Origin of the sequence: Streptomyces sp. NBC_01716 (genome assembly GCF_036248275.1) — a bacterium.
Classification (GTDB): Bacteria; Actinomycetota; Actinomycetes; order Streptomycetales; family Streptomycetaceae; genus Streptomyces.
Genome location: NZ_CP109181.1, coordinates 217,984 through 243,312, shown reverse-complemented (window position 1 = coordinate 243,312; position 25,329 = coordinate 217,984). Strand labels below are relative to the sequence as shown.

At 70.9% G+C, this 25,329-nt stretch carries 22 protein-coding genes; 18 read left to right on the top strand and 4 right to left on the bottom strand.

The annotated features are described in order from the left end of the window. The first annotated feature begins 74 nt into the window (after positions 1–74). Positions 75–1,436, top strand: a complete 1,362-nt coding sequence (locus tag OIE74_RS01135; RefSeq protein ID WP_329377405.1) for an NAD(P)/FAD-dependent oxidoreductase — start codon at positions 75–77, stop codon at positions 1,434–1,436. Between the two features lie 80 nt (positions 1,437–1,516). Here the strand turns inward: OIE74_RS01135 and OIE74_RS01130 are convergent, their stop codons facing one another. Beyond that, the gene (locus OIE74_RS01130) at positions 1,517–4,738 is read right to left on the bottom strand and encodes an alpha-L-rhamnosidase (protein ID WP_329377402.1); all 3,222 of its coding nucleotides are present in this window, start codon (positions 4,736–4,738) and stop codon (positions 1,517–1,519) included. A 211-nt stretch (positions 4,739–4,949) separates the two neighbouring features. Between OIE74_RS01130 and OIE74_RS01125 the strand changes: the two genes are divergently transcribed. From OIE74_RS01125 to OIE74_RS01065, 13 genes are all read left to right on the top strand, one after another. Continuing rightward, positions 4,950–6,071 (top strand): ABC transporter permease, encoded by a 1,122-nt coding sequence (locus tag OIE74_RS01125; protein WP_329377400.1) that lies wholly within the window; start codon positions 4,950–4,952, stop codon positions 6,069–6,071. A 37-nt stretch (positions 6,072–6,108) separates the two neighbouring features. Continuing rightward, a complete protein-coding gene (locus OIE74_RS01120; protein ID WP_329377398.1) occupies positions 6,109–7,263 on the top strand; it encodes a DUF475 domain-containing protein in 1,155 nt (384 codons plus the stop codon). A gap of 22 nt (positions 7,264–7,285) precedes the next feature. Further along, the gene (locus OIE74_RS01115) at positions 7,286–8,821 is read left to right on the top strand and encodes an SDR family oxidoreductase (RefSeq protein ID WP_329377397.1); all 1,536 of its coding nucleotides are present in this window, start codon (positions 7,286–7,288) and stop codon (positions 8,819–8,821) included. Between the two features lie 85 nt (positions 8,822–8,906). Beyond that, the gene (locus OIE74_RS01110) at positions 8,907–9,725 is read left to right on the top strand and encodes a nucleotidyltransferase domain-containing protein (protein ID WP_329392126.1); all 819 of its coding nucleotides are present in this window, start codon (positions 8,907–8,909) and stop codon (positions 9,723–9,725) included. 202 nt (positions 9,726–9,927) lie between these two features. Next, the gene (locus OIE74_RS01105; protein ID WP_329377395.1) at positions 9,928–11,154 is read left to right on the top strand and encodes an ROK family transcriptional regulator; all 1,227 of its coding nucleotides are present in this window, start codon (positions 9,928–9,930) and stop codon (positions 11,152–11,154) included. Positions 11,155–11,468: 314 nt separating this feature from the next. Continuing rightward, positions 11,469–11,972: a flavin reductase family protein gene (locus OIE74_RS01100; RefSeq protein ID WP_443075991.1), complete on the top strand. Its 504-nt coding sequence runs from the start codon at positions 11,469–11,471 to the stop codon at positions 11,970–11,972. A gap of 51 nt (positions 11,973–12,023) precedes the next feature. Continuing rightward, positions 12,024–13,382, top strand: a complete 1,359-nt coding sequence (locus OIE74_RS01095; RefSeq protein ID WP_329377391.1) for an LLM class flavin-dependent oxidoreductase — start codon at positions 12,024–12,026, stop codon at positions 13,380–13,382. 71 nt (positions 13,383–13,453) lie between these two features. After that, positions 13,454–13,912, top strand: a complete 459-nt coding sequence (locus OIE74_RS01090; RefSeq protein WP_329377389.1) for an RrF2 family transcriptional regulator — start codon at positions 13,454–13,456, stop codon at positions 13,910–13,912. A 142-nt stretch (positions 13,913–14,054) separates the two neighbouring features. Further along, complete coding sequence (locus tag OIE74_RS01085) at positions 14,055–15,395, top strand: acyl-CoA dehydrogenase (protein WP_329377387.1); 1,341 nt, start codon at positions 14,055–14,057, stop codon at positions 15,393–15,395. Between the two features lie 186 nt (positions 15,396–15,581). Next, on the top strand, positions 15,582–16,556 hold the full coding sequence (locus tag OIE74_RS01080) for an esterase/lipase family protein (RefSeq protein WP_329377385.1): 975 nt from the start codon (positions 15,582–15,584) through the stop codon (positions 16,554–16,556). Positions 16,557–16,626: 70 nt separating this feature from the next. Next, positions 16,627–17,568: an ADP-ribosylglycohydrolase family protein gene (locus OIE74_RS01075; RefSeq protein WP_329377383.1), complete on the top strand. Its 942-nt coding sequence runs from the start codon at positions 16,627–16,629 to the stop codon at positions 17,566–17,568. 72 nt (positions 17,569–17,640) lie between these two features. Next, positions 17,641–18,282, top strand: coding sequence for an alpha-ketoglutarate-dependent dioxygenase AlkB (locus tag OIE74_RS01070; protein WP_329377381.1), 642 nt, complete (start codon positions 17,641–17,643; stop codon positions 18,280–18,282). Positions 18,283–18,435: 153 nt separating this feature from the next. Beyond that, a complete protein-coding gene (locus OIE74_RS01065) occupies positions 18,436–19,188 on the top strand; it encodes a carbonic anhydrase (protein ID WP_329377379.1) in 753 nt (250 codons plus the stop codon). A gap of 124 nt (positions 19,189–19,312) precedes the next feature. Here the strand turns inward: OIE74_RS01065 and OIE74_RS01060 are convergent, their stop codons facing one another. Further along, entirely contained in the window at positions 19,313–20,077 is a 765-nt protein-coding gene (locus OIE74_RS01060; protein ID WP_329377377.1) for a YqjF family protein, read from the bottom strand. A 54-nt stretch (positions 20,078–20,131) separates the two neighbouring features. Then, complete coding sequence (locus tag OIE74_RS01055) at positions 20,132–20,446, bottom strand: YkvA family protein (protein WP_329377375.1); 315 nt, start codon at positions 20,444–20,446, stop codon at positions 20,132–20,134. Between the two features lie 379 nt (positions 20,447–20,825). Between OIE74_RS01055 and OIE74_RS01050 the strand changes: the two genes are divergently transcribed. The 4 genes from OIE74_RS01050 (at position 20,826) to OIE74_RS01035 (ending at position 23,366) form a co-directional block, all read left to right on the top strand. Further along, entirely contained in the window at positions 20,826–21,602 is a 777-nt protein-coding gene (locus tag OIE74_RS01050) for a polysaccharide deacetylase family protein (protein WP_329392125.1), read from the top strand. Between the two features lie 77 nt (positions 21,603–21,679). After that, positions 21,680–22,174 carry a DNA-binding protein gene (locus tag OIE74_RS01045; protein ID WP_329377373.1) on the top strand — a complete coding sequence of 165 codons (495 nt, stop codon included), beginning with the start codon at positions 21,680–21,682 and terminating at the stop codon, positions 22,172–22,174. A gap of 4 nt (positions 22,175–22,178) precedes the next feature. Beyond that, positions 22,179–22,805, top strand: a complete 627-nt coding sequence (locus OIE74_RS01040; protein WP_329377371.1) for a pyridoxal-phosphate dependent enzyme — start codon at positions 22,179–22,181, stop codon at positions 22,803–22,805. Between the two features lie 177 nt (positions 22,806–22,982). Further along, on the top strand, positions 22,983–23,366 hold the full coding sequence (locus OIE74_RS01035) for a pyridoxal-phosphate dependent enzyme (protein WP_329377369.1): 384 nt from the start codon (positions 22,983–22,985) through the stop codon (positions 23,364–23,366). 55 nt (positions 23,367–23,421) lie between these two features. Here the strand turns inward: OIE74_RS01035 and nhaA are convergent, their stop codons facing one another. Next, complete coding sequence (gene nhaA / locus OIE74_RS01030) at positions 23,422–25,317, bottom strand: Na+/H+ antiporter NhaA (RefSeq protein ID WP_329377367.1); 1,896 nt, start codon at positions 25,315–25,317, stop codon at positions 23,422–23,424. Positions 25,318–25,329 lie beyond the last annotated feature (12 nt).

The window sequence follows — 25,329 nt, the reverse complement described above, 5'->3', positions numbered from 1 at the left end:
ATCCCTCCGTGAGAGAAACCTGACCCGGGGAAGGTGAAGGGCGACCCCAGCACGACCGGGAAAGGACGGACACCGTGGCACGACCGAGGATTCTCGTAGTGGGTGCGGGCTTCGCGGGGGTGGCGTGCCTGCGCCGCCTGGAGCGGAAACTGGTACCGGGAGAAGCGGAGATCTGCCTGGTCACGCCGTTCTCGTACCAGCTCTATCTGCCGTTGCTGCCTCAGGTGGCCTCGGGAGTCCTGCCCCCGCAGTCGGTCGCGGTGTCACTGCGCCGCAGCAGGAAACACCGCACCCGGATCGTCCCCGGCGGGGCCATCGGAGTGGATCCGAAGGCGAAGATCTGCGTCGTCCGGAAGATCACCGGCGAGATCGTCAACCTCCCCTACGACTACATCGTGCTGGCCCCCGGCAGCATCACCCGTACGTTCGACATCCCCGGACTCGTCGACAACGCGCGCGGCATGAAGACACTCGCCGAGGCCGCCTACATCCGCGACCACGTCATCGCACAACTCGACCTCGCGGACGCCAGCGTGGACGAGAAGGAGCGCGAGGCGCGGCTCCGCTTCGTCGTGGTCGGCGGCGGCTACGCGGGCACGGAGACGGCCGCCTCGCTGCAGCGCGTCACCAGCAACGCCCTGCGGCGCTATCCGCGCCTGGACCCGCAGCAGATCAGGTGGCACCTCGTCGACATCGCCCCGAAACTCATGCCGGAACTCGGCGACAGGCTCGGCGCCACCGCCCTCGGCATCCTCCGCAGGCGCGGGATCGAGGTGTCGCTCGGGGTGTCCGTCGCCAAGGCCGCGCCCGACGAGGTGACGTTCACCGACGGCCGGGTGCTGCCCTGCCGCACACTCATCTGGACGGCCGGTGTGGTCGCGAGCCCGCTGGTCGGCACGTTCGACGCCGAGAAAGTACACGGCCGGCTCGCCGTCTCGCCCGAACTGCGGGTCACGGGCCTCGACGGCGTCTTCGCCCTCGGCGACGCCGCGGCCGTGCCGGACCTGACGAAGGGCGGCGACGCGATCTGCCCGCCGACCGCACAGCACGCGCTGCGGCAGGGCCGTAAGGCCGCGGACAACGTCATCGCCACCGTGCGCCGGCAGCCGCTGCTGCGGTACGAGCACAAGGACCTGGGGCTCGTCGTCGATCTCGGCGGCAGGGACGCCGTCTCCAAGCCAATGGGTGTCGAACTGCGCGGGATGCCGGCCCAGGTCGTCGCCCGCGGCTACCACTGGTCGTCCCTGCGGACCAGCGTCGCCAAGGCGCGGGTGCTGACCAACTGGATGCTCAACGCCGTCGCCGGGGACGACTTCGTACGGACCGGGTTCCAGGCGCAGAAGCCGGCCACGCTGCACGACTTCGAGTACACGGACGTCTATCTGACACCACGTCAGGTGCGCGAGCACGCGCGGGCGCTGACCGCGCGCGGCTGACGCGAAGCGGGCGGATCCGGCCGGGTACGGGAAGCCTTCCGTGCCCGGCCGGACCGGTGGGGACCGCCGGTGCCCCGGGATCAGGTGGTGAACCGGTGGCGCCCCGACCCCACCGCGTACACCGCGCAGCCGTCCTCCATCCGCAGGAACCTCGCGCCCTGATGCCTGACGTCGCCCGCCTTCCGCGCGGGTACCCACACCTCCGCCGTGGTGTTGGGCGGCACCGAGCACTCCAGCTCGAAGCCGCGGCGCCCCGACTCCCAGCGGGTGGTGATCGGCCCGTACACCGACGCGTACCGGCCCCCGGCCCGCCGCACCTCACCACCGGGGCGCGGCCTGATCACGATCTCTTTGAACCCGGGCCGGCCCGGCGCGATGCCCGCGACGTTCGCGTACATCCACTCGCCGACGGAGCCGTAGGCGTAGTGGTTGAAGGAGTTCATCCCCGCGTCCTGGAAACTTCCGTCCGGCCTGATCGAGTCCCAGCGCTCCCACATCGTGGTTGCGCCGTTCTCGATCTGGTACCCCCAGCCGGGGAAGGTGCGCCGGTGCAGCAGCCGGTAGGCGACATCGTTGTGGCCGGTGGCCGTGAGCACCGGCAGCAGCCGGGGCGTGCCGAGGAAGCCGGTCGACAGATGCCAGTCCTTCGCCTCGATCAGCGCCACCAGCCGGTCGGCGGCGGGCTTCCGGGCCTCCTCCGGCAGCAGATCCATCGACAGGGCGAGCACATAGGCCGTCTGCGTGTCGCCCTTCACCCTCGCCTCCGCCGTCACGTACGCCGCCCGGAAGGCGTCACGGACCTGGCCGAACAGCGTCTCGTACGGCGCGGGATCCTTGCCCAGCACCCGTGCGACGCGTGCGGTGAGATCCGCGGCGTGCGCGAAGTAGGCGGTGGCGATGACGTCCTTGGGCGTCTCGTCCTCGATGTTGAGCCAGTCGCCGAAACCGTCCGCCGGACGCAGAAAGCCGTCGCTGTGCTCGCGCAGATACTCCAGCCATCTGGGCATCGAGTCCCACGACGCGTCGAGAATCCGCTCGTCACCGTACGCCTGGTACAGCGCCCAGGGCACGGTGACCCCGGCGTCGCCCCAACCGGCCGACCCGTCACCGACGTTGCCGATGTCCGGGGCGACATGCGTGAACGAGCCGGCGTCGGTCTGCGCGTCCCGCAGGTCCTGGAGCCACTTGGTGAGGAAGCGGGCGGACTCCATGACATACGTGGCGGTGGGGGCGAAGACATTGATGTCACCGGTCCAGCCGAGCCGTTCGTCCCGGGCCGGTGTGTCGGTCGGGATGGAGAGGAAGTTGCCGCGCTGGCCCCAAGTGATGTTGCTGTGCAGCTGGTTGAGCATGGGGACATCGGAATCGAACTCGAAGGTGAACGGCGCCGACGTGTGCATCACCCGGCCGGTGACCGCGCTCGCGCGCGGCGTGCCCGGGAAGCCGGTGACCTCGACGTAGCGGAAACCGTGGAAGGTGAAGCGCGGCTCGAACGTCTCCTCGCCCCCGCCCTTGAGGGTGTAGGTGTCGGTGGCGCGCGCCGTACGGAGGTTGGTGGTGTAGACCGAGCCGTCCGGGTTCAGCACCTCGGCGTGCCGCAGCCTCACGGTCGTGCCCGCCTCGCCCGACACCCGGAGCCGTACTGAACCGACCATGTTCTGGCCGAGGTCGAAGACGAAGACCCCCGGGGCGACGCGGGTGACCTTTTTGGCGGGGAGCTCCTTCGTGATCCGCACCGGGCCGTCCAGCTCCGCGACGATCTCCGTCTCCACGCCGTCGACCGGCTCGGCCGCGAGCCAGCCGGCGTCGTCGAAGCCCGGTGACGTCCAGCCCTTGGTCTCCAGCCGGGCGTCGTACTCCTCGCCCGCCTGCATGTCGGCCGAGACGATGGGCCCGGAAGTGGCGCGCCAGCCGTCTCCCGACACGACGCGCTCGCTCGTCCCGTCCTTGTACGTGACCTCCAACTGGGCCAGCAGCGCGGGCCGGTCGCCGTAGTGGTGCGGTCCGAACATGCCGAGATTGCCGCCGTACCAGCCGAGCGCGAGATGCGCGCCGAGCGCGTTGGCGCCCCGCCGGACCAGCGCGGTGACGTCGTACGTCTGGTACTGCACCCTTTGGCGGTAGTCGGTCCAGCCGGGCGCGAACTGGTCCTTGCCGACCCGCTGTCCGTTGAGGTGCGCCTCGTAGTGGCCGAGTGCCGTCGTATGGAGACGGGCGCTCGCGACCGGCTTGTCGGCCAGCCGGAAGGCGTGCCGCAGCTGGGTGGCGGGGAAGAACGCGGGCGCCACCCTGCCCCATGGCCCGGAGCCCCACGCGGGGCCCTTCTTCGCGGCGGACCAGGTGCTGTCGTCGTAACCGGCCTGCTGCCAGGCGCCGGACGGCTCCTGGTTCGTCGTCCGCCAGGCGTCGTCGGTGGGGACGGTGGTGGTGCCGTCGGCCGAGGTGAGCTCCAGTACGGCGATGAAACCGGCCGGACTCGCACTGGCGTTGACCGCGGACGCCGCCACGACGTTGGCTCCCGGGCGCAGTTGGGCGGTGATGTCGACGACGGCCGGACGGCGCCAGTTCTCGGCGGGCCCGTCCGGTTCGGTCCGGCTCACCTCTGTGCCGTTCACATGGACGGTGTACGCGTCGTCGGCGCCGACCACGAGCCGGGCACTGGTGACACCGGCCGGGACGTCGACGGCGCGGCGGAACCAACGGGTCCCGGCGGGCAGGTTGTCGGTGGGTTCGCCCTCGGGGAACCAGATCCAGGACGAGCCCTGGAGGCTGGGTGTCCCGGCGAGCGCGGCCGGTGCGGCGATCCACCGCGCGGACCAGGCCGCCGTGCTCATCAGCCCGGTCTCCCACCAGGCGCTCTCGCTCCAGCCGGACACCTCACCTGCGGCGTTCCAGACCCGGACCGACCAGTGATACCGCGTCAGGGGCTTGAGCGCGGGCCCCGCGTACGGCACCAGCACCGACCGGTCCGACACCACCTTGCCGCTGTCCCACACGTCCGGCTCGCCCAGCCTGTCGGGACGGGTGGCGACCCGGATCTGGTACGCGCTCTGCGCCTGGCCGGGCGTGTCGGACAGCAGGGGCCAGCTCAGCCTGGGCTTCGGGGAGTCGAGGCCCAGCGGATTGCGTACGTACTCGACGGTCGGCGCGCTGACCCGGAGTGCTCCGGGCCGGGCCTGGCCGGCGGCGGCGCCGGCCGATGTCCCCTCGGCGGCCTGCGCCGACGGTGCGGCGGCCGTGGCGAGGGTGGTGCCCAGTGCGGCTGCGGTCGTGGTGGTGAGCATGCGGCGTCTACTGATCACGTCAACCCCAGAAAGATTCGACAATGAATCGATTCACTGGAGTGAAAGTAGGGGTGCCCCCTCGGTCGGTCAAGGAGTCGCGCGCATATTGCCCTGCCGGAGAAGGGATTTGGGCATCATCGCTGAACCCTTTCAGTCCTCAGCGACCCGGTGCCGCCTGTACGGGGCGCCGATGACGGGGGTGGCGATATGCGTGGTTTACGGTGCTTTCATGGCCGGGAGCAGTGGGACCGACAGGAGTCACGGGAACGGTGCCGACGGGAGCACCGGCGGCGGGGGACCGGAGCCGGCCCGTGGCGGACGGCCCGGTATCGCGGAGAGATTCGCGGAGTTCAGGAACTCACCCTTCCTGCCCGCCCTGGTGATTCTCGTCATCGCGGCGGGCATAGCGGGACTGTTCGCCGGCTCGTACACGTATGCCATGGCCAACCCGACCCCGCGCGAGATCCCCATCGCCGTCGTCGGCGCCCCGTCGACAGCCCAGGAGGCCGCCTTCGTCAGCGGTATGGAGAAGGGGCTCGGCGCCTCCCTGGAACTGCACCCGTACGGCAGCGGGCCCGCCGCCCGGCGTGCCGTCGAGGAGCAGCGGGTCTTCGCGATCCTGACGTTCCGTCCGGCGGGCGTCGGCCTGGCCGTGGTGAGCGCCGCCGGAGCCTCCGTCGCCGAACTGCTCGCCGAGACGGCGCCGCACGTGGCACGGGCCACCGGGGTGCCGGTGCGGGTGACCGACATCAAGCCGCTCCAGAAGGGCGATCCGCGCGGGCTTGCCCTGTTCTACATCACGCTCGCCGCCGTGATCGTCGGCTTCCTCGGGGCGCTCCAGCTGAGCATCCACGCGAAGGAGCTCAATCCGGGGGAGCGGATCGGTTTCATCGCCGCCAGCGGACTGCTCGGCGGATTCGCCATCGCCGCGGGCGTCGACTGGCAACTGGGCGCGGTGAACCTGCCGTTCGCCGAGTCGTGGCTGATCCTGGCGCTCACGATGTTCACGTCCGGGATGGTCTTCACCATGTTCAACACCCTGGTCGGGCGCTGGGCGGTGCTCCCCACCTGGGGGCTGATGGTGATCCTCGGCAACCCGTCGTCGGGCGGCGCCGTGTCGTGGCCGCTGCTGCCCTCGCTCCTCGGCCATGTCGGCCGCTGGCTCCCGCCGGGCGCTTCGGTCAACGCGCAGCACGCGGCGGTGTACTTCAGCGACGACCAGCGGGCGTTCCCCTTCCTCGTGCTGGCGGGCTGGGCGCTGCTGGCGACGGGGGTGTTCTGGTTCCTGCGCGACCGCCATCCCGGCGGCCGGGTGTCGCGAAGTGGCGCTTTCAACGCGATGCCTGGCTGAAGATCGCCTAGCATGTTCGCGGAAGGCATGGTGAGTCGTGGTACTGAAAACATTCGGCTGGGCGTTCGGCTTCACCGCACTCGGCCTCGCGGCGGCGGTGTTCTACGACGGCTGGGCCGCACTCGGAGTCGTGGCGATCCTGACCGTGCTGGAGGTCTCGCTGTCCTTCGACAACGCGGTCATCAACGCCGGAATCCTGAAGAGGATGAGCGCCTTCTGGCAGAAGATCTTCCTCACGATCGGCGTCCTCATCGCCGTGTTCGGCATGAGACTCGTGTTTCCCGTCCTGATCGTCGCGATCACCGCCAAGCTCAGCCCCGTCAAGGCGGTGCAGTTGGCGGTCAACGACAAGGACCGGTACCAGCAACTGGTCACCGACGCCCATCCGTCGATCGCCGCCTTCGGTGGCATGTTCCTGCTGATGATCTTCCTCAGCTTCATCTTCGAGGAACGCGACATCAAGTGGCTCGGCTGGATCGAACGCCCGCTCGCCAGGCTCGGACAGTTCGAGATGCTCTCCGTCTGCCTCGCGCTGATCGTGCTGCTGATCGCCTCCATGACGGTCGCCACCAACGCCCACCAGCACGGCGGCGCACACGCCGACAAGGCGCAGACGGTCCTCACCGCCGGACTCGCCGGCCTCATCACGTATCTGCTCGTGGGCGGGCTCTCCAGCTTCTTCGAGAACAGACTCGCCGAGGAGGCGGACGCGGAGGCCGAAGCGCAGGTCATCCCGCAGCGTGAGCCCGGTAAGGAGACGGCGCCCGGTGGGCGCGGCAACGGCGGCCCCTCGATCGGAGCCGTCACGGGCAAGGCCGCCTTCTTCATGTTCCTCTATCTCGAAGTCATCGACGCCTCCTTCTCCTTCGACGGAGTGATCGGCGCGTTCGCCATCACCAACGACATCGTGCTGATGGCGCTCGGCCTCGGAATCGGCGCGATGTACGTCAGGTCGCTCACCGTCTACCTCGTCCGCCAGGGCACCCTCGACGACTACGTCTATCTGGAGCACGGCGCGCACTACGCGATCGGCGCGCTCGCCGTCATCCTGATCATCACCATCCAGTTCCAGATCAGCGAGATCATCACCGGCCTCATCGGTGTCGTCCTCATCGGCTGGTCCTTCTGGTCGTCGGTCCTGCGCAACCGGCGGATCGCGGCGGGCGAGGCGCGCCCGTCGGACATGGCCTGAGCCGTACCCCACGGAGGGCTCCATGACCTACGCCGACCCGGCGCCCGCCCCGGACCCGGCGCCCGCCCTCCACTGCCTGGTGACCGGCGCCACCGGCTACATCGGCGGCCGGCTCGTGCCGGAACTGCTGGACGCCGGGCACCGGGTGCGCTGTCTCGCCCGTACGCCCGAGAAGCTGCGCGACCACGTATGGGCGGGCCGGGCCGAGGTCGTACGCGGTGATGTCACCGACGCCGGCTCGGTCGGCGACGCCATGCGGGGCATCGACGTCGCGTACTTCCTGGTCCACTCGCTCGGCACCGGTTCCGGCTTCGAGCGGACCGACCGCGAGGCAGCCCGGATCTTCGCCGAACAGGCCCACGCGGCGGGCGTCCGGCGCATCGTCTATCTGGGAGGTCTGGCCCCCGTCGGCGTACCCGAGCGGAATCTCTCGCCCCATCTGCGCTCCCGTACCGAGGTCGGGCGCATTCTGCTCGGCTCGCGCGTCCCCACCACCGTGCTGCGTGCCGCCGTCATCATCGGGTCCGGCTCGGCGTCCTTCGAGATGCTGCGGTATCTCACCGAACGCCTCCCGGTGATGGTCACACCGAGCTGGGTACGGAGCCGGATCCAGCCCATCGCCGTACGCGACGTCCTGCGCCATCTCGTCGGCAGCGCCCGGATGCCCGCCGACGTCAGCCGCGCCTTCGACATCGGCGGCCCCGACGTCCTCACCTATCTGGAGATGATGCACAGTTACGCCGCCGTCGCCGGACTCCGGCGCCGGCTGATCGTGCCCGTTCCGGTCCTCACACCGGCCCTCTCCAGCCAGTGGATCGGCCTGGTCACCCCCGTACCCCCCTCGATCGCCCGGCCGCTCGCCGAGTCCCTCCGGCACGAGGTCGTCTGCCACGAGAACGACATCGCGCGGTACGTCCCCGACGCACCCGGCGGGCCCCTCGGCTTCGAGGAGGCGCTGGCTCTGGCGCTCCGGCGGATCCAGGACGCCCAGGTGACCACCCGCTGGTCCTCCGCCTCCGTCCCCGGCGCACCGAGCGACCCGCTGCCGACCGACCCCGACTGGGCGGGCGGCAGCCTCTACACGGACCACCGCGAACTGACCGTGGACGTCGGCCCCGAGGCGTTGTGGCGGGTTGTCGAAGGCATCGGCGGCGACAACGGCTGGTACTCCTTCCCGCTGGCCTGGGCCGTACGGGCCCGGCTGGACCGGCTCGTCGGCGGTGTCGGGCTGCGCCGGGGACGCCGCGACGCCGCCCGGCTGCGGGTCGGCGACTCGCTGGACTTCTGGCGCGTCGAGGAGATCGAACCGGGCCGGCTGCTGAGGCTGCGCGCCGAGATGCGGCTCCCCGGACTCGCCTGGCTGGAGATGCGCGTCGAGAGCGACGAGCGGGGCCGTACGCGCTACCGGCAGCGCGCCCTTTTCCATCCGCGCGGGCTGCTCGGGCACGCGTACTGGTGGAGCGTCGCGCCGTTCCACGCCGTCGTCTTCGGCGGGATGGCGCGCAACATCGCACGGGCGGCGAGCAAGGACACGGCGGCGCCGGTCCTCGACGGGTAGCCGCGCGGCGACCGACCCTCACGAACTCCGGGGAACTCGGTCGCCGACAGCCGTCCGACTGTGCACACTGGCCTGCGTGGATCGCATGGTGGAGATCGCGAATCGGCTGGCCGAAGTGGGCGGCGTCGTCGGGGTGTGCCTGGGCGGCAGCCGGGCGACAGGAGCGCACCGTCCCGATTCCGACTTGGACCTGGGCCTGTACTACCGGCGGCCCCTGGACACCGCCGCTCTGCGCCTGCTCGCGGCCGAACTGGCCGGTGAGCCGGTGGAGGTGACCGAGCCAGGCGGCTGGGGACCATGGGTGGACGGCGGTGCCTGGCTCACCGTCGACGGCCACCGTGTCGACTGGATCTACCGGGACCTGGACCGTGTGCACCGAATCTGGGAGCAGTGCCTGGCCGGGCGGTTCGAGATCGGTGCCCAGGCCGGTCATCCCCTGGGGGTGTACTCCCACGCCTACGCCGGTGAACTGGCCGTCGGGCGCGTACTCGCCGACCCGGGCGGGGAACTCCGAACCCTGCGGGAGCGGACCCGCCACTATCCGGAGCCGCTGCGCCGGGTGCTCATCGACAACGCCCGCTGGGAGGCCCCGTTCATCCTGGCCGGTGCCCGCAAGGGCGCGGCGCGCGGCGACGCCTTCCATGTCGCCGGCTGTCTCTTCCGCGCGGTCGGAGTCCTCGTACACGCCCTCCACGCCCATGACAGAAGCTGGGTGCTCAACGAGAAGGGAGCGGTCCGGGCCGCCGGACAACTCGCCGTCGCCCCAGTCGACTTCGCCGAACGGGCACAGGCTCTGTTCTCCGCGCTCGGCTCGACCCCGGGCACGCTCACCGCCGCGCTGGACGACGCGGAAAGGCTGGCCACCGAGGTCGTCACCGCGGTCCACGATACGACCGGGGATTGACCCGGTTCGGGCGCTGCGGTTACGTTGCCGGACATGCAGCGATCCGCGCACCTGACGACTCGGGGTCACATCGATCTCAAGCGTGTGTGCTCCGCGGCGTGTCACCAGGGCTGACGACTCAGCGCCCATGCGGTCCGGCCGGCCCTCGACCAAATGCGTCCCGGGGCCGCCGCCGCAGCCTTCGAGCATCTGGAAGACACCCGTGAGACAGCCGCCGGTGCCCGTCCGTCGCCCACCCACCCCGATACGCCGCGCGGACATCCCGCCGGCCACCGCACCACCCCGCCGCGCGCCGGGCACGAAGAGTGTGCTGAACGCAGTCCTCGACCACGGCCCGGTCGCCCGCAGCACCGTCGCACGCCTCACCGGTCTTTCGCCCGCGTCCGTCACGGGGCACACCGCCCAACTGCTCGCGCGCGGACTGATCCGGGAGAGCCCGGAGACCACCGGACCGCGCGGACTCGGTCGGCCGCACGTGCCCGTGGACATCGACACCGGCCGCTACGTGGTCGCGGGCGCGCACATCGCCGTCACCAACTCGACCCTGTCCCTGATGGATCTGCGCGGCCGCGTCGTCGCCGAGGACCGGCAGCCGCACCCGGACATCCGGCCGCACCCGCGGCAGGTGCTGGACTCGCTGGCCGGGCGGCTGCCCCGGCTCATGGCCTCCTACGCCGACGGCCGTTCGGCGCTGGCCCTCGGTGTGGCCACCGGCCACCGGGTGGACCCCGGGGCCGGGGTGATCATGCGGCACCCGCAACTCGGCTGGCGGGACGTGGCCGTACGGGACCATCTCGCCGAAGCGACCGGGCTGCCGGTCCATGTGGACAGCCACGCACGGGCGTTGGCGCGCGCCGAGCAGCTGTTCGGCCAGGCGTCAACGCGCGGGAGCGCAGTGCTGCTGTTCGTCGGCGCGGTGGTCGACGCCGCGTTCGCCACCGCCGGAGAAGTGCATCTCGGGCCCCGGCACGGTGCGGGAAGCATCGCGCGTCTACCGGTCGGTGGTGACGGCAGCCTCGAATCGGAGGTCTCCGAAGGAGCCATGGTGCGGCTCGCGGCCGAACAGGGCTACCCCGTACGGTCGTTCCCCGCTCTGCTGGACCGTGCGCTGGCGGGGGAGCCGCGAGCGATCGGGCTCTTCCGCCGCAGGGCCAGGCTCGTCGGCCGGGCCGTGGCGCTGCTGCTGGACATGTTCGACCCCGAGGTACTGGTCGTGGTCGAGCCGGGCACGGGGCAGCTTCCGCACTGTCTGGCCGACCTGCGGGCGGAGGTGGCGGAACGCTCCCTCGTCTGCGACGACCCCGAACAGGCCGTCGTGGCAAGCAGCTTCACCGGCAGCGTGCTGTCCACGGCGGGCGCGGCCGTGGCGCTGGGCGCCCTGTACGCGGACCCGCTCGGGCCCTGGCCCGCGCTGACGGCCGTGTCGTGAATCGCCCCGCGGCCCGAGTTAATTCAGGGAGTTGCATTGTTGACCGGGCCCGAAGACACGGCCGACAATGAATTCATGACCATTCGGCAGCGGATTCCGCGGTACGTGCCCTGCCTCTGTTGTCGCGCCTGAATTCCCTTCGCGCCTGAATTCTCCTCGCGCCACGGTCCACCCCTCGATTCACCGGCGAGAGCCTTCGGTCCGCTCGGTACGCCCTGGTTCACCTGGTCCCACGTGTGCGCACACCGGCCACGACCCGCACGGCCACCGCCTGCCCAATTCCGCAGATCCCACTTCTCTTCCTGGGGGAGACGTTGACTCTCATCGTGTCGTCGAATCTCACGGCGGGCATTGCCCCGGAGCGCTTCAAGAAAGCATTCCGCCGATATCCGGCGGGCGTCGTCGTCATCACCGCTGACGCCGGCCACGGTCCGGTTGGATTTACCGCCACCTCGCTCACGTCCCTGTCCATCGCCCCGCCGCTCGTGTCGTTCGGTATCGCCCTCTCGGGATCGTCCTGGCCGACGATCGAGCGCGCGTCATCGGCTGTCGTCAACTTCATCGGCGCCGAACAGGAGCCGCTGGCAAGGACGTTCGCGACCAGCGGTGCCGACAGGTTCGCCGCGCCGACCGCCTGGCACCGGCTGCCGGAGGGTGACCCCGTACTCGACGACACGGCCGGCTGGCTGCGGCTGAGCATCCAGCAGCTCGTCCCCGCCGGCGACCACCGGATCGTCGTGGGCCGGGTCGAGGAGGCCCAACACGACGAGAGCCGGCGCCCGTTGCTCTTCCACGACGGCCGCTATCTCGCGCTCTGAGCCGTACCGGCAGCCGTCCCTCCGGCCGTAACCCCCAGGAGAAGAAGACCCATGTCACGCGACCCGGACCGTAAGCCCTTGCACCTCAACGCCTTCCTGATGACCGCCGGCCACCACGAGGCAGCCTGGCGCCTGCCGCGGAGTCCCAGCGACGGCACGGACGTCGAGCACTACAAGAATCTGGCCCGCATCGCGGAGCGCGGCAGACTCGACTCCCTGTTCCTCGCGGACGGGCCCGTCCTGCACGGCGACCCGGGGCGCCGGCCCTCCAGCATCCTGGAACCCACCGTCCTGCTGACCGCCCTCGCCGGTGTCACCACCAGGATCGGCCTCATCGCCACCGCGTCCACCAGCTACAACGAGCCGTACAACCTGGCCCGCAGGTTCGCCTCCGTCGACCATGTCTCGGGCGGCCGGGCCGGCTGGAACATCGTCACCACGGCAGGCGCCGACGCCGCCCGCAACTTCGGTCTGGACGACACCCCGCCCCACCACGAGCGCTACCTCCGGGCGGCCGAATTCCTCGAAGTGGCCACGAAGTTGTGGGACAGCTGGGCCGACGACGCGGTGGTGGCCGACAAGGAGCGCGGCGTCCACGCCCTCGCCGAACGCGTCCGGCCGATCGAGCACCGCGGACCCCACTTCCGGGTCGAAGGACCGCTCAACGTACGGCGCTCCCCGCAGGGATACCCCCTTCTCGTCCAGGCCGGATCCAGCGAGGACGGCAAGGACTTCGCGGCGCGCTACGCGGAGGCGGTGTTCACCGCCCAGCAGACCCTGGAGGAGGGCGTCGCCTTCCACAAGGACGTCAAGCAGCGCGCGGTGGCCTTCGGGCGTGACCCGGACGGCATCAAGATCCTGCCGGGGATCGTGCCGGTGATCGGCGACACGGAGGCCGACGCGCGGGAACTGGACGCCGAGCTGGACCGGCACATCGTCCCCGAGTACGCCCGCCGGCAGCTGGCCCGCCTCCTCGGCGTCCCCGACGAGCGGCTGGTGCTCGACGAGGAACTGCCCGACGGCATTCCCACCGAGGACGAGATCGAAGGGGCCAAGAGCCGCTTCACGCTGGTCGTGGAGCTGGGCAGACGCGAGCGCCTGACGGTACGTCAGCTCATCGGCAGGCTCGGCGGGGGCCGCGGACACCGCACCTTCGCGGGCACCGCCGAACAGGTCGCCGACACCATCGAGCACTGGTACGACAGCGGCGCCGCGGACGGCTTCAACATCATGCCCGCGCTGCTCCCGTCGGGCCTTGAGGCCTTCGTCGACCAGGTCGTGCCGATCCTCCAGGAGCGCGGCCTCTTCCGTACGGAGTACACGGGCACCACGCTGCGCGAGCACTACGGGCTGCCGCGCCCCGTCAACCGGCTGTTCGACACGGTGGGGAGCTCCGCCGGCACGGGCTGACGGCGAGGTGTCCGAGAGAAAGGGCAGGCGGGACCCGGAGCGGGGGCAGAGCCGTACGCGATACTGCGCGCATGCGCATTTCAGCCAGAGCGGACTATGCGGTACGTGCCGCGCTGGAGCTCGCCATGTCCGGCGACGAGGTCCCGCTCAAGGCGGAGGCGATCGCCGCCGCCCAGGACATCCCGCACAAGTTCCTCGAAGGCATCCTCAACGACATGCGCCGGGGCGGGCTGGTGGTGAGCCGGCGGGGCGGCAACGGCGGTTATCGGCTGGCCAAGGGTGCGGACTCCATCAGCGTCGCCGATGTCATCCGGGCGGTGGACGGGCCTCTCGTCTCGGTACGCGGGGTCCGGCCGCCCGAGCTCTCGTACACCGGCCCCGCCGAGTCCCTGCTGCCGCTGTGGATCGCCCTCAGGGCCAACGTCCGCCAGATCCTGGACGTGGTGACCCTGGCGGACGTGGCCTCGGCCGGGCTGCCGGAGGGTGTGTCCGCGCTCGCGGCGGATCCGGAGGCCTGGACCAACCCGTGAGCGAGGTCCCGGCCGACGGTTGGTTTCGCGGACCGGGACGCGAGTCCACCATATGAACGCGCACTTGGGGGAGCGATGAGTCCGTGCCAGTATTCCTACTAATCCAGTGGGAAAACTAGGGATGTTGGAGGTGGCCGGCACCGTGCCGACGAAACCCGTGGTTCGCACCGCCGCCCCGCACAAGTCCACCGTGCCCGACGAGGCCATGTGGCCGCGCGTCACACGGGAGGTGGCCGACGATCTCGCCGCCGACGCGATCGCCCGCGACCGGGCGGGCAAGCCGCCGTACGACGAGGTGGCACGGCTGCGCGAAGCCGGTCTGCCCGCGCTCCTGACACCACCCGTCCTTCCCGGCCGGAACCTGACCGGCCCCGCCTCCGGGCCCTCTCCCGATCCGGACGACCCGGGCGGCCACGTGGGCGGCGGTCACGGCGGCGCCGACTGGCGCACCGCCGCCGCCGTGATCCGCGAGATCGCGGCGGCCGACGGCTCCATCGGCGAGCTCATCGCGCGGCACTACGTGCTCTCGTGGAGCAGCCGCTTCTTCGGTACGACCGGGGGAGACCTGGCAGCCGGACACGAGCCGCCCGCCGTCGCCCACGGCTGGCTCCTCGGCGGCGGCACCGACCTCCCCGACCCGGAGACCGGCCCCGGACTCACCCTCTCGCCCAGTGCGTCGGGCCATCTGCTCAACGGAAGCAGGACCTTCGCCGCCGGTGTCACCGTCGCCGACCGCCTCGTCGTCGGCGCGATGTCCACGCGCACGGGCGAGCTGCTGATCGCACTCGTGAACCCCGCCCACCCCGGCGTACTCGCCGGCACGGACAACGACCGCCTCGGCCAGCGGCTCACCGGCGCGGGCAGCGTCGACTTCGACAACGTGCCCGTGGAAGCCGGCCATATCCTCGGCGCGATGCCACGCGACGAACACGCCGTCTCCGCGTACACCGCGCTCGCGCCGCTCGCGCTGCGGCTCGTCCTCAGCCATGTGGCGCTCGGCATCGCGGAGGGCGCTCTCGCCGAGGCCCGTGACGTCAGCCGGGCCGTACGGCGCGCGCCGCGCTCCGAGGCGCCTGATGCCGCCACATATGCCGTACGTCCGAGCGGGGACCCGTATCTCCTGCTCGCGTACGGGGAGTTGGCGACCGCGGCCCACACCGCAGCCGCCGTCGTGGATCGCGCGACGGACGCCCTGGAGCAAGGGCTGCGCACCGGGCGGGACATCGGCATGGACGAACGCGCCGAGATCGCCGTCCTCGTCGCCGCGGCCGAGGCCGTCACCGGCAGGTCCGCCGTCGACATCACCACCCGCATCCTCGAACTCACCGAAGCGGCGACGTCCTTCGACGGTGGCCCGGCGCTCGACAGATTCTGGCGCAACGCCCGTGCGCTGACCGCGCAGAGCTCATCCGTCCACCGGCTGCGCGACATCGGCGACCACTACCTCAACGGAACGCACCCGCCCTTCGCCGCCCGCTCCTGAGCACGGCCCACCCGTACCTGACGGCGCGCTCCGCGCCCACCGATGGGGCAATCCCGCCCGGGGGAATCCCCATGGGATCGGATGGCGGGCGTCATCGAAAGACGCCCTCCTCCGCCCCGTGTCCCGGAGCTACGCGGCCGGGACCAGGTACGGGACCGAGCGGAGGCCTCACGCACGGGAGCCCTGTTGAAGCTCGGACATGCCGCCGCCGCACTGGTCGGATCCACACTGATCGCCGTCGCGGCCGCGACGCCCTCGTCCTCGTCCCCCTCCATTCCCTCCCCCTCCATTCCGTCCGGTTCCTTCCCCTCCGGCTCCGCCCGCGCCTCGGCGGTCGCCCCCAACACCGGCCTGGCGGAGTTCTCCGCGGCGTTCACCCGGTCGCAGGCGGCTCCCGAGATGTCGCCGTCCGGCGCCAACGACTGGACCTGCCGGCCGAGCGCCGCCCACCCGCGTCCCGTCGTACTGATCCACGGCACCTGGGCGAACGCCTACGCCAACTGGTCGGGACTCTCGCCCGTACTGAAGAAGGCCGGCTACTGCGTCTACGCCCTCAACTACGGCGCGCCCGAAGGCGATGTGTTCAAGGCGAGAGGCCATGTCCCCGAGTCCGCCAAGGAGGTGGCCACCTTCGTCGACAAGGTCCTGGACGCCACCGGGGCGGAGAAGGCCGACCTGGTCGGACACTCCCAGGGCGGCGGGCTGCTGCCGCGCTGGTACCTCAAGTTCGAGGGCGGTGCGGCGAAGACCCACCGGCTGGTGGGCATCGCGCCGAGCAACCACGGGACGACGGCCTCCGGCATGGCGACCCTCGCCAGGTCGCTGCGGGTGCTCGACACCACGGCGCAGATGGCCGGACAGGCGGCGAAGGACCAGACGATCGGCTCGGACGTCAACGCACGGCTCGATGCCGGAGGCGACACCATGCCCGGCGTGCGCTACACGACCGTCGTCACACGCACCGACGAAGTGGTCACCCCCTACCGCCAGCAGTACCTCGCGGCGGGCCCCGACGCCCCGGTGGAGAACCTCGACCTCCAGGACGCGTGCGCGGTCGACATGAGCGCGCATCTGGGGATCGCCTACAGCGACGTGGTGTACCGGATGGTGCTGGGAGCCCTCGACCCCGCGAACGCCCGCCCGGCGAACTGCTTCAGCTGAGTGCGGTCACCGGCCACGCGTGGTCGGAAAGGGGATGTACGGCCGGAGGCCGCGCGACACCATGGGGCGCGTGACGCCACAGACGCGACCTCCGGACCGGCCACGCACCACTCCTGAAACGCCCTCCTCGCCCTCTCCCGTCACCGGCCGCGAAGCCGCCCGCCGGAGTCTCGAAGGGCTCGCCCTCGGCGACGCCTTCGGCGAGCGCTGGTTCCCGCTCTTCCGGGACCGGCCCCAGGCGTACGCGGAGATCAAGGCCCGCACCATGCCGCGGGAGCCCGACTGGCACTGGACCGACGACACGGCGATGGCGCTCGCCGTCCAGCGCGTCCTCGACCAGTGCGGCCTCATCGACCAGGACCGTCTCGCCCACTGCTTCGCGCTCGGCTTCGACGCCGACCCGGGGCGCGGTTACGGGCACGGCATGCACATCCTGCTGCCCCAACTCCTGGCGGAACCAGCGAGTTGGCGGACCCTGGCTCCCACCCTCTTCGAGGGCGGGAGCCTCGGCAACGGGGCGGCGATGCGGGTCGCGCCGCTCGGCGCCTGGTTCGCGGACGACCTCGAACGCGTCGTGGAACAGGCCGCTTTGTCGGCCGAGGTGACCCATGCCCATCCGCAGGGCATAGCGGGCGCGGTGGCCGTCGCGGTCGCCGCCGCGCTCTCGGCGCGCGGTGAGCTGTCGCTCGCGGCGGTCGCGGAGGCCACGCCGGAGGGCACCGTACGGGACGGTCTGGCGCGGGCGGCGGATGTGCCCTTCGGTACCGAGCCCTGGAAGGCGTCGGACATCCTCGGCAACGGACAGCGTATCCGGGCCGACGACACCGTCCCGTTCGCCGTCTGGTCGGCGGTCCGCCACCACGACGACCTGGAGGCCGCGCTGTGGTCGACGGCCGAGGCCTTCGGCGACGTCGACACCACATGCGCCATCACCGGCGGCATCGTGGGCGCGCGTACGGGAGTGGACGCCGTTCCGCGCGAGTGGCTGGAGCGGCGGGAGGACCTGGGCTGAGCACAGCACGGCGGCGCGGCACCCGAACGTTGTAATCGCTCATACGTTCGAGCGTGTGGTTATGCTGGACGCATGGCAGCACACGCGCAGGGGTCGCTCTTCGATCAGACCGACGAGATCCGTCTCGGTCCGCTCAGGGACGTCCGGCGGACCGTGCTCGGCGACGGCGCGTGGATCGACCTGCTCCCCGGCTGGCTCACGGGGGCCGACGCCCTGCACGGGGAACTGGCCGCCGGCGTGCCCTGGCGCGCCGAGCGCCGGCAGATGTACGAGCGGGTGGTGGCCGTGCCGAGGCTGCTCGCCTTCTACGGAGAACGGGACGGGAGGCGGGAGGAGCTGCCGCATCCCGTTCTCACGGAGGCGCGCGAGGCGCTGAGCGCGTACTACGCCGGCGAACTGGGCGAGCCCTTCGTGAGCGCCGGCCTCTGCTACTACCGGGACGGCCGCGACGGAGTCGCCTGGCACGGCGACCGCACCGGCCGGGGCTCCCGCGAGGACACCATGGTCGCGATCCTCTCCGTCGGCGCCCCACGCGATCTGACGCTACGGCCCCGGCGGCGCCACGGCTCCGTCATCCGACAGCCGCTCGGGCACGGCGACCTCATCGTGATGGGCGGCTCCTGTCAGCGCACCTGGGAGCACGCGATCCCCAAGACCGCGCGTGCCGTCGGGGCGCGCATCAGCATTCAGTTCCGCCCGCGCGGGGTGAGCTGACCGGGCGTTCAGCGGCCTCTTCGGCAACCGACCGTCGCGAAAAGACCGTCAGTTGTCACACTCGGATCACGCATAGCCAAGGGATGTTCAAGGGCACACCAAGAGTTGGCATGCATGAAAGTCCGTTAATATTACGGGCGTTAGCTTCCGTACGTGAAAATCACCCCACACGCACAGACGCCGGTGACGACCAGCCGCCGCGCGCTGCTCCGTGCTTCCGTTGCCACCGCGGCGCTCTCGACCGCCGCCGGAAGCGCACTCATCGGCGGGGCCGGGCCGGCGGGCGCCGTCACCCGGACCCCCATCTCGCGTACCAAGAGGCCCTCCACACCCGCCGCCGCGCTGGCCGAACTCTCGGTCGGCAACCGCCGGTGGCGCACCTTCAAGCAGCAGCACCCGAACGAGTCGAGGGCGGTGCGGCAGGAACTGGTCTCCGGCCAGGTCCCGTTCGCCCTGATACTCGGCTGCATCGACTCCCGTGTTCCGCCGGAGCTGGTCTTCGACCAGGGGCTCGGTGACCTCATGACCGTCCGCTCGGCCGGTGAGGTCCTGGACGAGGCCGTGCTCGGCAGCGTCGCGTACGGCGTCCTGGAACTCGGCATCCCGCTGGTCCTCGTCCTCGGTCACCAGTCGTGCGGCGCCGTGTCCGCGGCCGTGCACGCGGAGGAGACCGGGGAGCCCCTGCCCGCCCACATCCAGTACATAGCCGACCAGATCAAGCCCGCGATCGACCACTCGCAGGAGGGCGACGCGCGGGTGGACGCCACGGTCAGCGCGCAGGCCGAACTGGTCCGTTCGCGGCTGGCGGGTGAGCCGGATCTCGCCGCCAAGGTGGCTACGGGCGAGCTGGAGATCGCCGCCGCGCGCTACGAACTGAACACCCAGCTGGTCCACCGGGTCAGCTGACCGAACAGGGGCCCGGCGAGGGCCACTTCACGGTGCATGAAGGATCGCGGACGGGACTCCTCGTCCGCGATCCTTCGCGTTCAGGGCCCTGGACGCGGGTGTTGTTCCGGCGACGCCCATCGCGTCACGGAGTCGGGATGCCGCCCGGACGCGCCGGCCGTCCGAAACTCACCGGGACGCCCGGCGAGTACAGCACGCTCACCGGGTCCCCGGCAGGCGCGGGCAGTCCCGCCGCCGTCACCAGATCCTCCGTGCACTCCACGAGATCCGCGTGGTGCAACGCCCAGCGCGGGTGCGCGTTCGGCAGATACATCTGCCGGCCGAAGAACGTGCTGTGCATGCCCCAGCGCGCGGTCAGGAAGTGTTCGAGCTCGCTCGGCTCCTCCAGGCGCCCACCGACCCGCAGTTCGATACGGCTGCCCGCGCCCCGGGGGCCGGGCCAGCGCCGTCTGCTGGTGTACGTGAAGGTGTCGCCGCTCCGTTCGACGCTCATGCGTGACCAGAGATACGGCAGCCGGAACGCCGCTCGCGCGACCGCGACCGGTATCAGCCGCGACGCGTCGAGCGAGCGGAAGACCACGCCGCGGCGCCCGTGCGCGTCCACCGAGTAGAGACGGACGTTGGTCTCGGGAAAGGTCCCCAGATACGGAATGCCGGGCAGCCGGAACCAGCCCACCCGGTGCATCCGGAACGCGACCAGTCCGATGTAGGTCTTGCCGTGCAGGGTGTCCGGGACCGTGCCCGGCGGCAGGAGCGGCGCCACGTCCGCGGGGTCGGCCGCCCAGTGCAGAAAGGCCAGATCGAGCCAGGACTGCGTGAGCAGGAGACCGGTCGACGCGGTGGGCGGATCCGCCGAGATCGGCGCGGGAGCCGACGGGGTGAACACCATGCCGCCAGGATCGCAGAGCCGATTCGCCGCTTGGAGGCCGGTACCCCCGAGGGCTCACGCGTCGGTGCGCTGCCGCTCCCTTCGTCGCGGACCGCCCACCGCCTTGGCCGACACCGCGTGCAGGGAGCGCAGGGCGAGCAGCAGGACGCCGATGTCGTCGAGGTAGACGGGGTCGGGCAGCAGATCGACCGGGCTCACCACATAGATGAGGGCACCCCAGTACGCGGCGCGGTTGCTCAGCGGTACCCCGGCCTGGCGCAGCAGCGCGCGGGTCCGGAAGACCTTGACGAACAGAACGACCGTCGCGATCAGCATCGCGAGGCACGCGACGGCGGCGACCGCCAGGACGAGCGTGAGGTTGACGTCCATCGTTTCGGTGGCCTCCTCGGACGAGGGCCAGGAGCCTGTCCGTCGGATCAGTTCCTTGCCTGTCCCGGACCCTGTTCCCGTAACTGGGCACCGCTACCTGCGAATTGGGTGGGTTCACCGTATTGGTGCGCGCAGAGGGGCGCCTTCCGGACCTCTATAAACTCTGCGTATACATCGTGTGTATAGTGATCCGCATGTCATGGGACCCGCCCTGGCCTGGCGTGTTCCGTCCTGCCCGGATCCATTCAGCTGATTCCGCACCCACTCGCGGTGACGGAAACCGGATGTAAGCACTCGCCCCCTGCGGACCCTTCTCGGGGCGCGGCGAGAACACAGAGAGAGCTCCGTCATGCCCAGAACCGCCACACCTGGCTCCGCCATGCCCGAAATCAGCCCGTTCGCAACCGTGCGCCGTACGGTCGCCGCCGCGCTCGCCGTCGTCGCGACCCTCGCGCTGACCCTCACCGGCTGTGGCACACAGACCGTCTCGCCCGCCACGGTCAGAGGGGATTCGGGAGGTGACGGCAAGGGGCGGTACGGCTCCGTCGACTGCGCCGAAGTCACGTGCGTGGCCCTCACCTTCGACGCCGGCCCCGGCAAGGACACGCCCCGGCTGCTCGACATCCTCAAGAAGGAGAAGGTGCCGGCCACCTTCTTCCTGCTGGGCAAGAACCATGTGCTGGCCCATCCCGACACCGTGCGCCGCATCGCGGCGGAGGGGCACGAGGTCGCCAACCACACCTGGAGCCACCGCGTACTCACCGATCTCGACCGGGCCGCGATACGCGACGAACTCGGCCGCACGCAGGACGCCATCGAGAAGATCACCGGCCGCCGGCCCACGCTGATGCGCCCGCCCCAGGGCCGTACCAACGGCGACGTCACGGACGTCTCCCGCGAGCTCGGTCTCTCGCAGATCCTCTGGAGCGCGACGGCCAAGGACTACTCCACGACCGACTCCGCCCTCATCGAGCGCCGCATCGTGGACGACGCGTCCGCCGACGGGATCATCCTGCTCCATGACATCTATGACGGGACGGTTCCGGCCGTGCCCGGGATCATCAGGCAGTTGAAGGAGCGGGGCTTCACGTTCGTGACCGTTCCTCAGCTCTTCGCTCCGGCGGTCCCGGAGCCGGGTGAGGTCTACCGCCCCTGAGCCCCAGTGGAAGGTGTGAACAGAGTGTTCAACATGGATGGTTGACATCAGTATGTGCGCCGACGCATGCTTGCCGTATGTCATCGACTCCTGACCAGCACGTCTCCGACCTCTTCAGCCCTCCCGACCCGGACCAGGCCCGTGCGCACCGTGTGCACGCGTCCCTGTTCCGTATCGCCGAGCGGCACGCGGCGACCGACGCTCAGCGCCGCAGGCAGGCGCATCCGTCCGTCATCGCGCCGCACGAAGCCGTCAGGCTCGTGTCGTTCCTGCTCAGCGGGGCGGCGAAGCGGGAAGCGGACGAGCCGGAGGTCGACCACGCGGACATCACCGCGGCTCTGAGCCTGGTGCCGCGCGCGCGGGGGGACATGGACGAACTGGAAGCGGGGCTGCTCCAGATGGCGCGAGGCCGGGGGATGACGTGGCAGGAGGTCGCCTTCGGCCTCGGTCTCGGCACCCCGCAGGCCGCCCGCCAGCGCTACGAACGGCTGGTCGGGCGTACGGCGGTGGACCGGACAACGGAACACGCCACCGACGGCACCGGCGAGTCGCGGAGCGAGCGGGCAGAGTAGAGCCATGGTGACCAAGTCCATGGGCGACGGGCAGCAGCCCCGCGTCACGCTCGGCAGTTATCCGACCCCGCTCGAACCGATGCCACGGCTGGCCCGCGCACTCGGCCTCGGCGCCGACGACCTGTGGGCCAAACGCGACGACCTCATCGGTCTCGGCGGCGGTGGCAACAAGGTACGCAAACTCGAATGGACCTGCGGGACGGCGCTCGCCGACGGCGCCGACGTCCTGGTGACGACCGGCGCCCCGCAGAGCAACCACGCACGCCTCACCGCGGCGGCGGGCGCCCGGCTCGGGCTCGACGTCGTCCTCGTCCTGTCCGGCGAACCGGGAGCGTCCGAGTCGGGCAATCTCACCCTCGACGGTCTGTTCGGCGCGCGGGTGGTGTGGGCCGGTGACGGCGGCAAGGAGGAACTCGCCTCCACCGCCCGGCATGTGGCAGGCACCCTGCGGGACCGCGGCGCCGTCCCCGCGCTGATCCCCTTCGGCGGCTCCAGCGTGCTCGGCGCCCGCGGCTATGTCGAGTGCGGACAGGAACTCCTCACCCAGGCACCCGACTTGGCGTGCGTCGTGGTCGCGCTCGGCTCCGGGGGCACCATGGCCGGACTGGTCGAGTCGCTAGGGCGTGTTTGAGAAGTCCCGTCTGGCCCACGACGCCTGGCACGCGCGCTCGCTGCGTTGTCGGAGTCATCCAAGTACGTCCAGTACGAGGCTGATCCTCCGCCTTGCGATCGCACGCACCAGACGCCGTGGGCCCCGCCCAATGGGCGGACGACGCTACTTCTCAAACACGCCCTAGGGCCCGAGCGGGTGCTGGGCGTCCACTGCGGAGCCCTCGCCGAGCCCGCCCGCGTCGTGTCGGACCTGGCCTCCGGTCTCTCCGGTACGCACTGTCCGACGGAGTCCCTGCGGATCCGTCACGACCAGGTCGGAGCCGGCTACCCCGTGCTGACCGAGGCATCCATGACCGCCCTGACCCTGGCCGCCCGCACCGAGGGCATGGTGCTCGACCCCATCTACACCGGCCGTGCGATGGCCGGGCTGACCGCCGCTGTCGAGTCGGGCGAGATCACACCCGGCCGGCGCACGGTCTTCCTGCACTCGGGCGGACTGCCCGGCCTCTTCGGCCACCGGGAAGCCCTCGAACGGGCGGCGGAGGAACTCGCCGTCGACGGCGACCCGTTGAGCACCTGACGGCAACGGCAACGGCAACGGCAACGGCAACGGCAACGGCAACGGCGCTCCCGCGTCACGAGTCCGGCTCGGCGATCGCCGCCTGCTGCCGGGCGGTCCGCACCGCCGCCGAGAGGTGGCCGATGTCGTAAGCCCCGTGGTGCCGCCGCCCGTTGATGAAGAACGTCGGCGTCCCCGACACCCCGCTCAGGTCGGCGGAGTCCACATCGTCGTCGATCCGCCCCGCCCCCTTGTGGCGCCGCAGATGCCGCTCGAAGCGCTCCGTGTCCAGACCGAGGTCGTCCGCGATGCGGAGTGCCTCCGCGAACCGGAGCGTGCCCTCGCGTGCGAGCAGGAGATCGTGCATCTCCCAGAACGCGCCCTGGTCGTGGGCGGCCTCCGACGCCTCCGCGCCGAGCATCGCGCCCGGGTGCACGTCGGTCAGCGGCAGGTGCCGCCACACGTAGCGCACGTCTCCGAAGTCGGCCAGCAGCTCCCGGATGACCGGCTCGGCCCTCCCGCAGTAGGGGCAGTCGAAGTCGCCGTACTCCACGACCGTGACCGGTGCCTCCAACGGGCCGCGGATCTTGTCGAGTTCGGGATCGACGGGGACCGCGAGGTCGATGATCGACTCGGCGGTGCCGAGTAGGGCCCGGATACGGCGCCGCTTCGGCAGCAGCCCGATCACGGCGCTCACGGCCCAGGTCAGCACGAAAGAGCCGAGCAGCGCGGTGAGCGTGCCGATCTTCGCGTTCTCCAGTTGCTCGCCGTCGAAGGCGAGGGTGGCGATCAGCAGGGACACCGTGAACCCGGCGCCCGCGATCGTCCCGCCGGCGGCGACCGCGCCCCACCCGACGGGCGGGCGCAGCCGGCCGTGGCTGAAGTGATCGGTCAGCCACGCGGCGCTGAGGACCGCGATCGGCTTGCCCGCGACGAAGGCGCACACGATGCCCAGCGTGACGGGGGAGGTGAACGCCTGCGACAGTTCGTCACCGCTGATCCTGATCCCGGCGTTGGCCAGCGCGAACACCGGCACGATCACATAGCTGGACCACGGGTGGTACATCCGCAGCAGCCGGTCGTTGGGCGAGATCGCCGTCGCGAGCCCGATCCGGGCCGTGCGTTCGAGCTCCGGTGTCGGCTGCTCCCTGAACCGGCGGAAGAGACCGGTTGCGCGCTCCAGATCGCCTCGGGCGGCGGGGTAAGCGAAGGTGAGCAGCCCCATCACCAGCCCGACCACGACGGGGTCGACGCCGGACTCCCACGTGGCGACCCACGCGGCGGTCGCCAGCACCGCGTACCAGCCGCCCCGGCGTACGCCCTCGTGACGCAGCAGCACGATCACGCCGAGGATGGCGAGGGCCACCAGCAGCGCCACGGGCGCGACACTCTCGCTGTATCCGAAGGTGATGACCCCGAGGGCCACGAAGTCGTCGACGACGGTCACGGCCAGGATGAACGTACGCAGCCCCGTGGGCAGGCGCTTGCCGAGCAGAGCCAGCATGCCCAGGGCGAACGCGGTGTCCGTGGACATCGCGGCGCCCCAGCCGTGGATCTCGCCGTCCCCGGCGTTGATGAGCAGATAGATCGCGACGGGCACGAGCATCCCGCTGACCCCGACGAACACCGGCAGCGCGATACGCCGCGAGTCCCGCAACTCGCCCAGGTCCCGCTCGCGCCGGGCCTCAAGACCGACGACGAAGAAGAACACCGCCATCAGGCCGCTGTTGACCCAGTCGCGCAGTTCGAGGGAGAGACTCCGCGATCCGAACGACAGCCCCACATGCGTGCGCCAGAATCGGTCGTACATCGAGAGGTCGGCGTTCGCCCAGGCGAGCGCGGCCAGCACGGCGGTCAGCAGAACGGCCGCGCTGCCTGTCTCGGTGCGCAGGAACGCCCGCCACGGTGTGGGGCTCTGGCCGTCGCTCTGCGTCTGCCCGCTGAATCCGGCGTCTGGTGAGGAATCCGTCATTTCTGGATTCTC

Coding starts and splice junctions, on each gene's coding strand:
- OIE74_RS01050 (WP_329392125.1), top strand. CDS start 20,826: ATGCCCGAAATCAGCCCGTTCGCAACCGTGCGCCGTACGGTCGCCGCC.
- OIE74_RS01055 (WP_329377375.1), bottom strand. CDS start 20,446: ATGGACGTCAACCTCACGCTCGTCCTGGCGGTCGCCGCCGTCGCGTGC.
- OIE74_RS01095 (WP_329377391.1), top strand. CDS start 12,024: ATGTCACGCGACCCGGACCGTAAGCCCTTGCACCTCAACGCCTTCCTG.
- OIE74_RS01110 (WP_329392126.1), top strand. CDS start 8,907: ATGGTGGAGATCGCGAATCGGCTGGCCGAAGTGGGCGGCGTCGTCGGG.
- OIE74_RS01115 (WP_329377397.1), top strand. CDS start 7,286: ATGACCTACGCCGACCCGGCGCCCGCCCCGGACCCGGCGCCCGCCCTC.
- OIE74_RS01070 (WP_329377381.1), top strand. CDS start 17,641: ATGGCAGCACACGCGCAGGGGTCGCTCTTCGATCAGACCGACGAGATC.
- nhaA (WP_329377367.1), bottom strand. CDS start 25,317: ATGACGGATTCCTCACCAGACGCCGGATTCAGCGGGCAGACGCAGAGC.
- OIE74_RS01045 (WP_329377373.1), top strand. CDS start 21,680: ATGTCATCGACTCCTGACCAGCACGTCTCCGACCTCTTCAGCCCTCCC.
- OIE74_RS01040 (WP_329377371.1), top strand. CDS start 22,179: ATGGTGACCAAGTCCATGGGCGACGGGCAGCAGCCCCGCGTCACGCTC.
- OIE74_RS01125 (WP_329377400.1), top strand. CDS start 4,950: ATGGCCGGGAGCAGTGGGACCGACAGGAGTCACGGGAACGGTGCCGAC.
- OIE74_RS01090 (WP_329377389.1), top strand. CDS start 13,454: ATGCGCATTTCAGCCAGAGCGGACTATGCGGTACGTGCCGCGCTGGAG.
- OIE74_RS01060 (WP_329377377.1), bottom strand. CDS start 20,077: ATGGTGTTCACCCCGTCGGCTCCCGCGCCGATCTCGGCGGATCCGCCC.